The 14,492-nt window shown below is 75.1% G+C and carries 12 protein-coding genes; 6 read left to right on the forward strand and 6 right to left on the reverse strand.

Translation table 11 applies throughout. The annotated features are described in order from the left end of the window. Positions 1-131: 131 nt before the first annotated feature. Entirely contained in the window at positions 132-1,283 is a 1,152-nt protein-coding gene (locus ACIO5E_RS04985; protein ID WP_400663910.1) for a polysaccharide deacetylase family protein, read from the forward strand. Positions 1,284-1,716: 433 nt separating this feature from the next. Then, a complete protein-coding gene (locus ACIO5E_RS04990) occupies positions 1,717-2,679 on the forward strand; it encodes a nitroreductase/quinone reductase family protein (protein WP_400663912.1) in 963 nt (320 codons plus the stop codon). Positions 2,680-2,831: 152 nt separating this feature from the next. Here ACIO5E_RS04990 and ACIO5E_RS04995 read toward each other — a convergent pair whose 3' ends face one another. The 3 genes from ACIO5E_RS04995 to ACIO5E_RS05005 all read right to left on the reverse strand — a co-directional run bounded on the left by ACIO5E_RS04995 (position 2,832) and on the right by ACIO5E_RS05005 (position 5,912). Continuing rightward, the gene (locus ACIO5E_RS04995) at positions 2,832-3,626 is read right to left on the reverse strand and encodes an SGNH/GDSL hydrolase family protein (protein WP_400663913.1); all 795 of its coding nucleotides are present in this window, start codon (positions 3,624-3,626) and stop codon (positions 2,832-2,834) included. A gap of 513 nt (positions 3,627-4,139) precedes the next feature. Beyond that, positions 4,140-4,808, reverse strand: coding sequence for a hypothetical protein (locus ACIO5E_RS05000; protein WP_400663915.1), 669 nt, complete (start codon positions 4,806-4,808; stop codon positions 4,140-4,142). A 204-nt stretch (positions 4,809-5,012) separates the two neighbouring features. Beyond that, on the reverse strand, positions 5,013-5,912 hold the full coding sequence (locus ACIO5E_RS05005) for a hypothetical protein (RefSeq protein WP_400663917.1): 900 nt from the start codon (positions 5,910-5,912) through the stop codon (positions 5,013-5,015). Positions 5,913-6,409: 497 nt separating this feature from the next. Here ACIO5E_RS05005 and ACIO5E_RS05010 point away from each other — a divergent pair, with 497 nt between their 5' ends. Beyond that, positions 6,410-7,579, forward strand: a complete 1,170-nt coding sequence (locus ACIO5E_RS05010) for an exonuclease SbcCD subunit D (protein ID WP_400663919.1) — start codon at positions 6,410-6,412, stop codon at positions 7,577-7,579. Next, a complete protein-coding gene (locus ACIO5E_RS05015) occupies positions 7,576-10,611 on the forward strand; it encodes an AAA family ATPase (protein ID WP_400663921.1) in 3,036 nt (1,011 codons plus the stop codon). The genes ACIO5E_RS05010 and ACIO5E_RS05015 overlap by 4 nt, the downstream gene beginning before the upstream one ends. Before the next feature lie 58 nt (positions 10,612-10,669). Here the strand turns inward: ACIO5E_RS05015 and ACIO5E_RS05020 are convergent, their stop codons facing one another. Both ACIO5E_RS05020 and ACIO5E_RS05025 read right to left on the reverse strand, forming a co-directional pair. Continuing rightward, positions 10,670-10,888 (reverse strand): hypothetical protein, encoded by a 219-nt coding sequence (locus ACIO5E_RS05020; RefSeq protein WP_400663922.1) that lies wholly within the window; start codon positions 10,886-10,888, stop codon positions 10,670-10,672. 56 nt (positions 10,889-10,944) lie between these two features. Next, on the reverse strand, positions 10,945-11,973 hold the full coding sequence (locus ACIO5E_RS05025; protein ID WP_400663924.1) for a TetR/AcrR family transcriptional regulator C-terminal domain-containing protein: 1,029 nt from the start codon (positions 11,971-11,973) through the stop codon (positions 10,945-10,947). Between the two features lie 211 nt (positions 11,974-12,184). On the opposite strand from ACIO5E_RS05025, the gene ACIO5E_RS05030 reads away from it, so the two are divergent. Both ACIO5E_RS05030 and ACIO5E_RS05035 read left to right on the forward strand, forming a co-directional pair. Then, positions 12,185-13,318 (forward strand): FAD-dependent monooxygenase, encoded by a 1,134-nt coding sequence (locus tag ACIO5E_RS05030; protein WP_400663925.1) that lies wholly within the window; start codon positions 12,185-12,187, stop codon positions 13,316-13,318. An 81-nt stretch (positions 13,319-13,399) separates the two neighbouring features. Then, entirely contained in the window at positions 13,400-13,975 is a 576-nt protein-coding gene (locus ACIO5E_RS05035) for a DUF1990 family protein (protein WP_400663928.1), read from the forward strand. A gap of 31 nt (positions 13,976-14,006) precedes the next feature. Here ACIO5E_RS05035 and ACIO5E_RS05040 read toward each other — a convergent pair whose 3' ends face one another. Beyond that, a complete protein-coding gene (locus ACIO5E_RS05040; RefSeq protein ID WP_400663930.1) occupies positions 14,007-14,453 on the reverse strand; it encodes a YjbQ family protein in 447 nt (148 codons plus the stop codon). Positions 14,454-14,492: the final 39 nt, after the last annotated feature.

The raw sequence follows: 14,492 nt of genomic DNA on the forward strand, positions 1-14,492 counted from the left end.
GCGCACCATCCGCTCCCGCCCCTCCGGGAGCGCCCCGGTTCCACGGTCCCGATTCCACGGCCCCGGTTCCAGGGTCCCGATTCCGCCACGCCCTCCCCACGGGCGTGTCCCCCACACGCAGGAGTCCTCTCGTGTCGATATCCACGCGCCTGTCCGCGCTGGCCGCCTCCGTCGCGCTGCTCACCGCCTTCACCGCCCCGGCGGCCTCCGCCGGCCCCGAGCCTGCCCCGGCCGGCGGACCGAGCAGCCAGAGCGGCCCGAGCGTCAACCTGGCCACCAATCCGGGCTTCGAACTGCCCGCCCCGAACCTCGCCGACTGGGGCGCCGTCCCCGGCTGGAGCTGCACCGGAGGCCCCGCCGAGGCGGCCGTCACCATCGGCGCCGCGCACTCCGGCACCTCCGCGCTCACCGTCACCCCGGCGAACGCCGACTCCACCGGCGAGTGCGCGCAGACCGTGGCCGTCCAGCCCGACACCACCTACACCGCCTCGGCCTGGGTCCGTGGCGCCTTCGTCCACCTGGGCGCCACCGGCACCGGTCGGGACGTCGCCCCGGCCTGGACCGAGACCACCGGCGGCGGCTGGCAGCAGCTGACCACCCGGTTCACCACCGGCCCGAGTGCGCACAGCGTCCGGCTGTACGTCCACGGCTGGTACCAGCAGGGCCCGTTCTCGGTCGACGACGTCCGGGTGGACGGCCCGGCACCCGCCCCGGCGATGGCCGCCGGATCCGTGCCCACCAGCGACAAGGTCGTCTTCTTCACCGTCGACGACGGGTGGCAGCGCACCCCGGAGGCGGAGAAGTTCATCGCCGACCACCGGCTGCCTATCACCGCCTTCCCGCTGCCGATGCCGGCCGGCACCGACCCCGGCTTCTTCCAGCGCGTCACGACCGTGCCCGGCTCCTCGATCCAGGACCACAGCGTCTCCCACACCGACCTCACCACGCTCCCGCAGACGCAGCAGCAGGTCGAGATCTGCGACGCCCGTGACGCCGTGACCCGCCTCTTCGGCACCGCGCCGGCGGTCTTCCGCTCGCCGTACTTCGCCTGGAACGCCGACACCTTGCGGGCCGCCGCCAACTGCGGCATCCGGACCGTGCTCACCGCCGACGCGGACTTCAGCTGGGGCGCGTCCAACATCTGGCACCCGGGCACCCTGCAGCCGGGCGACGTCGTGCTGATGCACTGGACCGACACCCTGGCCACCGACCTCCAGCGCGCCCTCGCCGCCGCCGACGCGGCCGGACTCAAGCCGGCCGGGCTGGCCGACTACCTGCGCTGACGCCCCGACGCGGGCCCGACGCGCCGCCGTCACCGGGGCAACGGCGGCGCGTCGGGTACGCAGAGCGGTGCCGGTACGTGAAGCGGCGCCCGTGGTGGGCCCGGGCGGCGGTCCGCTCGGCGGCGTGGTCGTGGTCGAGGTCGACGATACGGCCCACGACGGCCTCCACTCGCGTCCGTTCGTGATCTTGCTCGTTGACAGGGTGTCCGCGGCGCGGCTCTAATGGGGGCGTGCAGCGCGGCGTCGGCCACAGAGCAGTGGGCCGGCCGGCAGCCGAGCCGGCACCTTTCCCGAGGGACGACGCGCGATGATCACTTTCTCCGCTGCCCTGATCTGACGTAGGCGGTCACCGCGGTGTCCGCGTGCGCGCCCATGCACCGCGTGTGGCCGTGACTCCCAAACCCTGCAGGAGACTCCACCCACACGTATGTCCATGTCCACGAACCCTGTCGGCCACGTCGACCGTCCCGACGACTCCGACCACTCCAACCGTCCCGACCACATCGACCGCCCCAACCACGCCAATCAGTTCAACCAGAACGTCATCGAGGAGTTCCGTGCCAACGGCGGGCGGGTCGGTGGCCCGTTCGAGGGCGGCGACCTGCTGCTGCTCACCACCGCCGGGGCCCGTTCAGGACGGCCGCACACCGTGCCCCTCGGGTACGTCCGGGCGGAGGGGCTGCTCCTGGTCATCGCCTCGGCGGCCGGGGCGCCGGAGCATCCCCAGTGGTACCGCAACCTGCTCGCCCGGCCGGTGGTCCGGGTCGAACTCGGCACCGAGGCGTTCGACGTGATCGCCGTACCGGCCGAAGGCGCCCGCCGGGAACGGCTGTTCGCGGCCGTCGTCCGGCAGGCGCCCGGGTACGGCGACTACCAGGCGAGCACCGGGCGCGAGCTGCCGGTGGTGGTGCTGGAACGGCCCGAGACGCCCGAGTTCGAGGTGCGCAGCCTCGCCGACAAGCTGCTGGAGGCGCACACCTGGCTGCGCGCGCAGCTGCGCCACGTCCGGGAGGAGGCGAACGCGCACGTCCCGGGCCGCCCGGCCGGGCTCGGGCTCCAACTGCGCCAGCACTGCCTCGCCTTCTGCGAGGGGCTGACCCACCACCACACCGGTGAGGACGCCGCGATCTTCCCCGCGCTGGGGCGCAACCACCCGGAGCTGGCCGAGGTGCTGGCGCAGCTGGCCGAGCAGCATCTGGCCATCGGGCGGATCAAGGACGAGCTGGTGGCCCTGCTGGCCGGGATCGAGGTCACCGAACCGGACCGGCTCCGGGCCGAGTTGGACCAGATGTCGGCCGAACTGGAGGCACACCTCGACTACGAGGAGGCGGAACTGCTGCCGACGCTCGCCGGGATCCCGTTCCCGCCGGTCCGGCCCGGCCCGTCGGGGGGCTGAGACGTGCGAAGGCCGTCGGCCCCTCCCCGTGCTCGGGGAGGGGCCGACGGCCGCGTGTCCGCGTGTCCGCATGGCGCTGCGGCGGTGTGGCAGTGCGGCAGTGCGGCGGCGTGGCGGCGTAACCACCCGGCCGGTGCGCCGACGCCGAGCCGTTACGACTGGGTGAAGACCGGGAGGTAGCCACCGGACTGGCCGGCGGCCTTCGGGTGGTAGCTCTCGTCGACCGGCAGGGTGGTGCTGTTGAGCCAGGTGGTCAGCGAGCCGCAGATCTCGTGCTCGGTGAAGATGCTGCGCACGTCACCGAAGCTGAAGCCGGCGTTGGCGACCCGCTTGGCGATGACGTCGTCCAGCGCGTCGGCGGCGCCGTTGATCGCGGCGCGCTTGGTGTCGCCGATGCCGAGGATGCAGCTGCCGCCGATCTTGTAGAGGTGCGGGTAACCCAGCACCACGACGTGGGCGTTCGGGGCCTTGGCGTGGATCGCCGAGTACACCTTGTCCAGCTGGGCGGGCAGGGTGTTGCGGGCGTAGGACTGGGCCGCGCTGACGGCGCTGAGGCAGGCGCTGTCCGAGTCCAGCACGCAGGTCTTCATGGTGTCGGCGAAGCCGGCGTCGTTGCCGCCGACCGAGAGGCTGACCAGCGTGGTGCTGGAGCTCAGCGCGGAGATCTGGTTGAGCACGTCCCCGGTTCTGGCGCCGGAACAGGCGACGAAGGAGAAGGAGGACGGCGAGTGCGCGTTCTTCCACAGGTACGGGTACGCGTTGGTGCTCCGCTTGCAGCTACCGCTGTCGCTCAGGTAGCTGCCGGCGCCGACACCGGCGGAGTAGGAGTCCCCGAGGGCGACATAGTTGACACCGGCCGCGTTCGCGGATGACGCGGTGAAGAGCGTCGTGAGAGTGAGGAGAGCCGCTATCGCGGCGACAGACAGGGCACGAGCTGGGCGGAGCATGACACCTCCTGGTGTGGCACTGGTCACAGAAGGAATACCAGGCAGTAGGTGAACCGGGAAGCGGTCATGCCAAGGACATTGACGGACCGTCTGACAACGCAAAAGTGAACCACCGGACACAGGGCGAGAGTTGGCGCTGGTCAGCGCCGGTGTACGCCGATGGGCGTCGGTCATCGCGCGTAGACAGTGGTCGGCGAAAAAGTCAGCAAGTGGTCAGTCGGCGGTCAGAGCGCGGCCAGGACACCGTCACGGCCAGGACACCGGCGCGACCCCCACACCGTCGGGCCTGCCGGTGGAGTCGGGTGGTTTCGGCGCACGCGGCCCCCGGCTCGCGGCCCGAATCCCTGACCACCGATCAGGCGGATGGCCGCGAGGCCGCTCGGCTGCACCCCGCTGGACTACCCGAGGCCCGGGCGAACACGCCGCCCCGGACACGCCGTCTCGGGCCCACCACCCCGAACGCGCCGCATGCCGGGCGACCGTCGCCGATCCGCCCGGCCGCCCCTCGTCGGGCTACCCGAGGCTCGGGCGGGACTCGCTGGGCCGATGCTCACTCGAGTGGGCGGCGTCCGGATAGACGGCGCCGGGGAAGACCACACAACCCTCCACCGGCAGTTCCTCGATCGTCTCGTTCGCGGCGACGGGCACGCCGAGCCTGCGGGAGGCGGTGGCGACCGCCGCCCGGGCCTGGCGCAGCCCGGCCGCGCCCCAGCCCAGCAGTTCGACGGCGAGCCCGGGCGCGACCAGCAGCCGCCGGTAGTGCCGACCGGAGGCCGGGTCGGGCACGGACCGACCGACCGACCGCAGCGCCGCCGCCATCCGGACCCGCGCGCACTCGTGCCCGCCGTTCGCCGAGCCGACCCGGTCGTAGAGGTAACCGAGGTAGTACGGCCGGCCGATCACGGCCTGGGCCTCCTCGGCCGCCTCACGGGCCAGGGTGGAGGACGGATCCCCGGCGTCCTCCGGCTCCAGCGAGCCGCCGGGGAGCGAGCAGATCCCGTCCCTGGGGTTGACCAGGGTCAGCACCCGCCCGTCCGGGGCGAACAGCCACCCCCACGACTGCTTCACCGGCAGCCCGTCGGGCACCTCCTCGCCCGGCCGCCACGGCCACCCCGCGGTGGGACGCCGGCGCACCCTGCCGAGCAGCTCGGCGATCTCCGCGCTGTACTCGATCCGGCTCATGCGTCCCCCTCTCGGTGTCGGGCTCGCCGGACCGGTGGTGCGCGGGACTGACCTGCGGGGCACGGTACGGAGCGGAGCGGCCGGAGCGGCGGCGTGGGGAACCGCACGCTCCTGCTGTTGATCTTCTCCGAATCTTCCCCGAACAGGCGGTCGATGAACAGTCCCCAGCGCCGCATGGTGGACGCGAGGGCGGAAACCCCCTGGTCACCCCAGCCGCCCACCTCCCTCCCCCGGCCCAGCGAAGCCGGGCAGCGGGAAGCCCGGTCGCGGGACCACCCCGGGCGGGAAGGGCAGACCGCGCGCGGCGTCGTCGGCCAGCTCGTCGAAGACCTCGTGGACGGTCATCGGCCGCAACCGCCCGTCGGCCAGCGCCCAACCGCGCACCCACGGCCCGTCGGACGCCGAGGCCCCGGGCGCTGCGGCCGGGGACACCGCGGCCCCGGACGCCGGAACGCCCGGATCGCCGTGGAGCAGCAGCGCCCCCGCCCCGCCGGCGGCCACGCCCGCCGCCAGCGTGACGCAGAACGCCTCGGTGTCCCGCCCGGTGGCGTACAGGCCGCCCGCCTCCACGCAGACGTCCACCGCCGAGGTGAGCTCCTCGCCGTCCTCCGGACCGTGGCAACGCAGCGTCAGCAGGTGACAGCCCTCCCCCGCACCCTCGGCCAGCGCGAGGTAGGCGGACGTCACGTACCCCATCACCGCCGCCAGTCGCCGCTCCCCGCCCGGATCGTCGCCGACCGCCTCCAGCAGGGCCGCGCCGGCGACGGACATCCGCACCCGCGCCCGGTGGTCGTCCAGCAGGGCCGGGAGCAACTCGGCCAGCGGCTCCCCCGTGTAGACGAAGGGCTCCCCGGCCAGCTCCGGATCCCCCGCGTACGCGACCCGGGCGGCGGGCGCCCGGGTATCGAGGCCGAGCGCCGTGCAGTAGTCCTCGTAGTCACCCGCCTCCAGGACCCGCAGGTGCACCTCCAGGCCCTGCCCGTGCAGGGCTCTCAGCTGCTTCTCCACCCACCGCAGGTACTCCTGGTGGCCGAGCCGGCCGAACAGCCCGTACCGCGCGAGCCCGGCGAAGTCGGCGGCGGCCGCCGCCAGCGCGACCGCCACCGGCTGCGGCGGCGGAGCGCCCCGGACCCGCCCTCCGCGCCGCCCCCGCGCACCCGGCCCGCCCGCACGGCCACCCGGCGGCCGGTCGCCACCCGGCGGCCGGGCCCCGCCGGGACCGCCCGACCCACCGCCCGACCCACCGTCCACCCCTCCGCCCGGCCCGGGCCTCCGCCCGGCACGCAGCAGCACCCGCCGACGGACCCGCGACCACCCGAGCACACCGGCGCCCCCGCAGGCCCGACCGCCCCCGAGACCCCCGCAGCCCTCCGAAACCCCGAAGCCCGCACCACCCAACGACCACACCCGCATGGTTCCTCCCACCCGCTCGCCCAGCACCGGACACCGCCGACCGCTCCGACCCGGAGTCGCCGACAGCGAGGAACATACACAGAGCCACTGACAATCCACCCCGAGTAATCGAACACCCGTCGCCCCGGGACGCCCGGGGCGACGGGTCCGGGCGGGATTGTCAGTGACGGACGTTAGGGTCGGGAACCATGCGACTGCTGCATACCTCCGACTGGCATCTCGGCCGCTCCTTCCACCGGGAGAGCCTGCACGACGCCCAGCGCGCCTTCCTGGACCACCTGGTGGACGTGGTCCGGGCCGAGCGCGTGGACGCCGTGCTGGTCGCCGGGGACGTGTACGACCGGGCGCTGCCGGGCCTGGAGGCGGTCGCCCTGTTCGACGACGTGCTGCACCGGCTGGCGGAGCTGGGCGTGCCGACGGTGTTCATCAGCGGCAACCACGACTCGGCCCGCCGCCTCGGCGTCGGCGCCGGGCTGATCGGCCGGGCCGGCATCCACCTGCGCACCGACCCGGGCGAGTGCGCCACCCCGGTACTGCTGGCGGACCAGCACGGGCCGGTGGCGGTCTACGGGCTGCCGTACCTGGAGCCGACGCTGGTGCGCGAGCGGTTCGGGCTGGAGCGCGGCGGGCACGCGGCGGTGCTCGGCGCGGCGATGGACCGGGTCCGGGTCGATCTCGCGGCCCGCCCGGCCGGCACCCGCGCGGTGGTGCTGGCGCACGCCTTCGTCACCGGCGGCACGGCGAGCGACAGCGAGCGGGACATCGCGGTCGGCGGCGTCGCCTCGGTGCCCGCCGCGGTCTTCGACGGCGTGCACTACGCCGCGCTCGGCCACCTGCACGGCTGCCAGACCCTCGCCCCGCACCTGCGCTACAGCGGCTCGCCGCTCGCCTACTCCTTCTCCGAGGTGAACCAGCGCAAGACCATGTGGCTGGTCGACCTCGCGGCCGACGGCTCGGTCACCGCCGAGCGGGTCGACTGCCCGCAGCCGCGCCCGCTCGCCACCCTGCGCGACACCCTCGACGCGCTGCTCAGCGCGGACGAGTACGCGCCGTACGAGCAGGCCTGGGTGCAGGCCACGCTGACGGACGCGGCCCGCCCGAGCGAGCCGATGGAGCAGCTGCGCCGCCGCTTCCCGCACACCCTCCAACTGCTCTTCGACCCCGAGGAGAGCGAGGCCGAACCCTCCCGGTCGTACGCGGCCAGGGTCAGCGGTCGGGCCGACCTGGAGATCGCGGAGGGCTTCCTGCGGCACGTGCGCCCCGGCGCCGAGCCGGAGCAGGACGAACTGGGCTGGCTGCGCGCCGGGTTCGAGAGCGTCCGGGAGACCACCGACCGGAAGGCGGACCTGCCCCGATGAGGCTGCACCGGCTCACCGTCAGCGCCTTCGGCCCGTTCGCGGGCAGCGAGAGCGTCGACTTCGACGCGCTCGCCGCCGGCGGCCTGTTCCTGCTGCGCGGCGCCACCGGCGCGGGCAAGAGCAGCGTGCTGGACGCGGTCTGCTTCGCCCTCTACGGCGACGTCCCCGGCACCCGGCGGGCCAACCGGCTGCGCAGCGACCACGCCGACCCGCGCAGGCTGACCGAGGTCCGGCTGGAGCTGACGCTCGGCGGGCGGCGGCTGCAGATCACCCGGCTGCCGGAGCAGCGGCGGCCGAAGAAGGTCGGCACCGGCACCACCGTCGAGCGGCCGCAGACCCTGCTGCGCGAGTGGGCCGCCGACGCGGGGGACGGCACGCCCGGCTGGCGCGCGGTGAGCAAGTCGCACCAGGAGGCCGGAGAGGAGATCCACCGGCTGATCGGCATGAACCGGGAGCAGTTCTGCCAGGTCGTGCTGCTGCCGCAGGGCGACTTCGCCCGCTTCCTCAAGGCCGACTCGGAGGAGCGCGGCAAGCTGCTGCGGCGGCTGTTCGACACCGAGCGGTTCCAGCACGTCGAGGCGTGGCTCGCGGAGCAGCGGCGCACCCAGGAGGCCGCCGTCCAGGCCGGCCGGCGCCGCCTGCGGGATCTCGCCAGCAAGGCCGAGCAGGCGGCGGGGCCCGCCGCCGAGCCCGCCGAGGACTGGGTGCCGGCCGAGGAGGACGCCGCCGACCTGACCGCCGGGGTGCTCGGCTGGGCGGCGATCCTGCGCAGCGGCGCGGCCGAGCAGTTCGCCGTCGCCGAGGAGGCGCTGGCGGGCGCCGAGGAGGCGCAGCGCGCCGCCCAGGGCGGGCGGGCGGCCGCCGAGGAGCTGGCCGGGCGCCAACGCCGCCACCGGCAGGCGGTGCTCCAGGCCGACCGGTTGGCCGCGTTCGAGTCGGAGGCGGCCCGGGACGGGCGGCGGCTGGCGGCGGCGCAGGCGGCGGTCGGGGTGGAGTCCGCGCTGCGGTTGCGCGAGGGCGCGGCCGACGCGCACCGGCGCGGCCAGGAGGCCGAGCGCCGGTACCGCGAGGCGCTGGCCGGCGCGGGCGGCGAGGGCCCGGCGCTGGCCGAGGCCGGGGCCACCAAACTCGCCGAGGCCGAGCGGGGCCTGCGGGCCGAACTGGTCCGGCTGGAGGCGGCCCGGACGGAGGAGCGGCGCTGCGCCGAACTCGCCCGCGAGCAGCGGAGCCTGGACGAGGAGCGCCGGCAGGCCGACGAGCTCGCCGAGGAGGCCGAGGAGTGGTTGGCCGAGTACGACGAACGGCTCAGCGGCCTCCAGGAGCAGCACACCGGGGCCCGGGCCGCGGGCGCGCTCGTCGAGCAACTGGACGGCCGGCGGGCCGAGTTGACCGCCCGGCTGGACGCCGCCCGGGAGCGCGACGGCCTGCGGGCCGAGATCGCCGTCGCCGAGCCGCGCGTCATCACCCTGCGCACCGCCGCGCTGGACGCCCGCGAGCAGAGCCTCGGCCTGCGCGAGCGGCGGCTGACGGGCATGGCCGCCGAGTTGGCCGAGCAGTTGCGCGCGGGCGAGGCGTGCCGGGTCTGCGGTTCGCCCGAGCACCCGGCGCCCGCCGAAGCGGCCGACGGCCGGGTCGGCGCCGACGACGAGGAGCGCGCGCGCCGGGCCCAGGCCGCCGCCGAACAGGCCTGGAGCACGGCCGACCAGGCCCTCACCGCACTGCGGGTCCGCGAGGCCACCGCCGCCGGGGCGGCCGGGCCGGAGGGCGCCGACGCGCTCGCGGGGACCCTCGCCGAGCTGGACCGCGAGCACCGCGAGGCGCTGCACGCGGCGGAGGGGCTCGGCCGGGTCGAGCGGGAGATCGCCCGGCTGTCGGCCGACCAGGACCGCCGGCTCGCCGAGCTGCGTGAGGCCCGGGAGCGCGCCGCCGTCCGCACCGACCGGCTCCAGGCGCTCCACCTCGAACAGCGCGAACTCGCCGAACGGGTGGCCGCCGCCCGGGGCGGGGCGGTCTCCGTCGCCGCGCGGGCGGCTGCGCTGGAGCGGCTAGTCGAGCAGGTCGCCGCCGCGGCCGAGGCCTCCCGGGCCGGCTCGCAGACACTGGCCCGGCTCGGGGACGCCGAGGACGAGCTGGCCGAGGCCGCCTCCGCCGCGGGCTTCCCGAGCCCCGACGAGGCCCTGGCCGTGCTGCTCCCCCGTGCGGAGCGCGAGCGGCTGGAGGCCCGGCTGGAGCGGCACCGCGTGGAGTCCGCCGCCGTCCGGCACGAGCTCGCGCTGCCCGAACTGGCCGAGGCCGCGTCCCGTCCGCCGGCCGACCTGTCCGCCGCCGCGGCCGCGCTCGGCGCCGCCACCGACCGGCTGGGCCGGGCGCACGCCGCCCGGTCGGCGGCCGGCGAGCGGTGCGCGGCGCTGGCCGCAATCGGGCGGCAACTGGCCGACCTCGCCGCCGAACTGGCCCCGGCGCTGGCCCGGTACGGGCGGATCAACCGGCTCGCCGCGCTGGCCGCCGGCACCTCCACCGAGAACCGGCTCCGGATGCGCCTGGAGTCGTACGTCCTGGCGGCCCGGCTGGAGCAGGTCGCGGCGGCGGCCAGCGACCGGCTGGTCCGGATGTCCGGCGGCCGCTACACCCTGGTGCACAGCGACGACCGGGGCACCGGCAACAAGCGCTCCGGACTGGCCCTGCGCGTGGTCGACGCCTGGACGGGCACCGAGCGGGACACCGCGACGCTCTCCGGGGGCGAGGGCTTCTTCGCCTCCCTCGCCCTGGCCCTGGGACTGGCCGACGTGGTCACCGACGAGGCCGGCGGCATGCCGCTGGACACCCTGTTCATCGACGAGGGCTTCGGCACCCTCGACGAGCAGTCCCTGGAGGAGGTGATGGACGTCCTCGACGGCCTGCGCGAGCGCGACCGGGCGGTCGGCATCGTCAGCCACGTCGCCGACCTGCGCAGCCGCATCCCGGCACAGCTGCTGGTCCGCAAGGGCCGCCACGGCTCGACCCTCGCCCTGGCCGGCCGGGAGGACGCCTAGCACCCAGCACCCAGCACCAGCCGGTCCGGTCCGGTCCGGTCAGAGCAGAGCAGACCGATCAGCCCGAGCAGGCGATGCGCTGGGCCTGCTGCCAGGCGCAGACCGGGCAGAGGGTGCTGCCCGGCCGGTCGACGGGCAGTTCGGTCGGTTCCCCGCACAGCACGCAGTCGGCCCGCGGCCCGGTCGACGCCGGATCGCGCACCAGCGCCGCCTGCGCCCCGTCGCCGGAGGCGAGCTCGCACACCGCCGCGTCCTCGTTCGTCGCGCTGTCGCTCATGCCGCCTTCCTACTCCGTCTCCCGCCCCCGCCGCAAGGCGGTACCGGTGGCCCCCGTCAGCGCCCCGCCTCCTGCCCGGCCTCCTCGATCATGGCCGCGACACCGTCCAGGAGCGGGCGCAGCCCGAAGGCGAACAGGGTGTCCAGGTCGAGGTCGTAGCCGTTGCCCTTGCCGAAGCTGCCGGCGACGCGGGCGAACACGGGGTAGCGGGTGCCCGAGACGATCGCCGCCATGGCCGGTCCCTGGCTGTCCATCCACTGGTCCCCGGTCAGGCCGGTGCCGGCCTCGGCCTGGGACTCCCGTTCCAGGTGGACGGCGATCCCCTGGACATAGCAGTAGAGCAGGACATGCAGGTCGAGCATGGTCTCCGGGGCGAGACCGTGGCCGTCCAACGCGGCGAGCGCCCACTCAGCGTGCACCATCAGGGCGGGCAGCATCAGCGGGCGGGTCAGAGCGCCGACCTGCGCGAGCCAAGGGTGCCGGCGGTAGATCCGCCACAACGTGTGCGCGCCGAGTTCCAGCCTCGCCCGCCACGGCCCCGACGGGTCGGCCGGGTAGCCCTCCTCGCCGAACACCGAGTCCGCCATCAGGAGCACCAGGTCGTCCTTGCCGCCGACGTACCGGTAGGGGGACATCGCGGCGACGCCGAGCCGGGCCGCGACGCTGCGCATGGACAGCGCGGCGAGCCCTTCGCCGTCGGCGATCTCGACGGCGACCCGGACGATCCGCTCCCTGGTCAGCTCGGCGGACGAGGGGGCCGGCGGGTCGGCCGGCCGGCGCCGGAGCGCCTTCGCGGTGGCGGAGCCCGGTGCGGAGCCCGACGCGGAGCCGGCCGCGATGCCGGGGCCTGCGTCGCTGCCGCTGGCCACCACGGTGCCGACCCGGGGCCTGGTCTCGACCAACCCCTCCAGCCGCAGTGTGGTGAGGACCTTGGTGGCGGTGGCGAGCGCGACGTTCCACTCGCGGGCGATCTGGCGGGTCGAGGGCACCCGCCCGCCGGGGGCGAGCGTGCCGTCGGCGATGCGCCGCCCGATCTCGTCGGCGATGCGCCGGTACGGCGGGGCGGGCTCGGGCTTCGAGGCCATGTGCTGCCGGCTCCCTCACGGACTGCGGATCATTTTCGGCGGGCGCCGAACCTGTACTAGCTCAGATCCTACCAGCGGACTTGTCCACAAGCCGGTCCATGCACTAGCTCAGCAACGGAAAAACTGCACTTGGCAGCCCTGAACGTACGCCGTACATTCAAGGCGCTTACGGCGTACAGGCCGAGCGGCACACCGACCCGAGGGGGCTCCCATGAAGACCATGCCGAAAACCATGCCGACGACCGTGCTCGTCTCCGGCGGCGGCATCGCGGGCTCCGCGCTCGCCTGCCTGCTGAGCCGCCGGGGCCTCGCCGTGACGGTCGTCGAGCGCGCGCCCGGCCTGCGCCGTGGCGGCCAGGCCGTCGACATCCGCGGCGCCGCACTCGGTGTGATCGAGCGGTTGGGCCTGCTGGAGCAGGCCCGCGCCCACCGCACCCGGATGCGCGGGATGTCCGTGCTCGACGCCGACGGCCGGGAGATCCACCGCTCCACCGAACACACCTTCAGCAGCGGGCGGCTCGACAGCGACGACATCGAGCTGCTGCGCGAGGACCTCGTCCGCCTCCTGCACGAACGGGCGGCGGCCGATGCCGAGTTCGTGTTCGGGGACGCCGTCACCGCGCTCGACGAGGACGAGGACGGCGTCCTGGTCGACTTCGAGCACCGCGCCCCGCGCCGCTTCGACCTGGTCGTGGGGGCCGACGGCCTGCACTCGGCCGTGCGCCGCCTGGCCTTCGGGCCCGAGGAGAGCTTCACCCGCCACCTCGGGATGCACCTGGCGATCTTCAGCGCGGACAACTTCCTGGCCCTGGAGGACTGGCAGCTGTGGCTGCGGGACGGCGAGGCCGGCTACGGCGTCTACCCGGTGCGCGACAACTCGCAGCTCCGGGTCACCTTCGGCTTCGCGGCCGAACCCCTGCCCACCGACCGGCGTGATCCCGAGGCGCAGAAGCAGCTCGTCGCCGAACGGATGGCGGCGCTGCGCTGGGAGACCCCGAGGCTGCTGAAGGCCCTGCACGAGGCGCCCGACCTCTACTGCGACGCGATGGCGCAGATCCACCTGGACCGCTGGTCACAGGGCCGGACCGTCCTGCTCGGGGACGCCGGCTACTGCGCCTCCCCGCTGTCCGGCCAGGGGACCAGCCTCGCCCTGGTCGGCGCCCACGTCCTCGCCGACGCCCTCGCCCGGGCCGACGACGACCACCAGGGCGCCTTCGCCCGGTACGAACGGCGGCTGCGCCCGTTCGTCGAGCTCAACCAGGCGCTGGCGACCGAGAATCCGGGTGGGCCGGCCTCCGAGGCCTCCGTCGAACGCGCCAAGAACGCCATCGCACTGGACGACTGAACGCCCCCCCCGGGCCCCCACCCGGCCAAACCCCACCGCCCGGCCGACGCCGGCCTGGCGGCGTGGGACTACGGTGGGCGGATGGCCAGCGATCTTCAGCGGCGACTGAACGCCGCCCGCGACGCCGGGTTCTCCTACCCCGAGATGGGCGCGACCCTCGGCGGGCGGCTGCCGGACGGGTATGCGCACCTGCGGCGACGGGTGTACCTGGGACACGGGGCGCAGGTGTTGGAGCGGGCCGGGCGGTACGTGCTCGGCTGGGGCTGCCAGCTGGGCACCGGCTTCGCCGTGTACCCGCACGGGCCGGCCGAGGCGGGGGCGACGGTGCTGCTGCGACTGAGCCTGCCGGGCGGCCGGTGGCCGCGGCTGGTGATCCCGTGCCGGGTGGTGTGGACGCTCGACGATCCGGGCCGGATCGGCTTCGCGTACGGCACCCTCCCCGGGCACCCGGAGTGCGGCGAGGAGGCGTTCCTGGTGTCCATGGACGCCGACGGCGGGGTGTGGTTCGAGGTGTCCGCGTTCTCCAGGCTGGCCGCCTGGTACGCGCGGCTGGGCCGACCGGTCGCGCTGCTCTGCCAGCACCTGGCGATCGAGCGCTACCTGGCCGCGGTGGCCGCCGCCGTCGCCGACCCCGCCGCCGACCCCGCCGCCGAGTAGGGCGTCCGGTCGGTCGAGCGCCCGTCCGGGGTCAGCCGAGGAAGGACAGCCGGACGGTCCGGCGCGGGTTGTCCCCGTTGGTGTCGATCAGCACCACGGACTGCCAGATGCCGAGCGCCAGTTGGCCGCCGATCACCGGCAGGGTGGCGTGCGGGGCGACCAGGCCGGGCACCACGTGGTCCCGCCCGTGGCCGGGGCTGCCGTGCCGGTGGCGCCAGCGGTCGTCGGCGGGGAGCAGCTCGCGCAGGGTGTCGAGGAAGTCGTCGTCACTGCCGGAGCCGGTCTCCAGGACGGCGATCCCGGCGGTGGCGTGCGGGACGAAGACGTTGAGCAGGCCGTCGCGACCGGCTGCCCGGTCGGTGAGGAACGCGGCGCAGCGGTCGGTGATGTCGAGCGCGACCTCGCGGCTGCCGGTGGTGATCTCGAGGGTGGTGGTCTGGAAGGGGCCCGGGTGGGTGGAGTGGGTGTTGTCCGCCATGGCGCCATCCTCACCCACGCCGGGGGGCCTCGCGCAGCA

Origin of the sequence: Kitasatospora sp. NPDC087314, from assembly GCF_044744365.1 — a bacterium.
Classification (GTDB): Bacteria; Actinomycetota; Actinomycetes; order Streptomycetales; family Streptomycetaceae; genus Kitasatospora.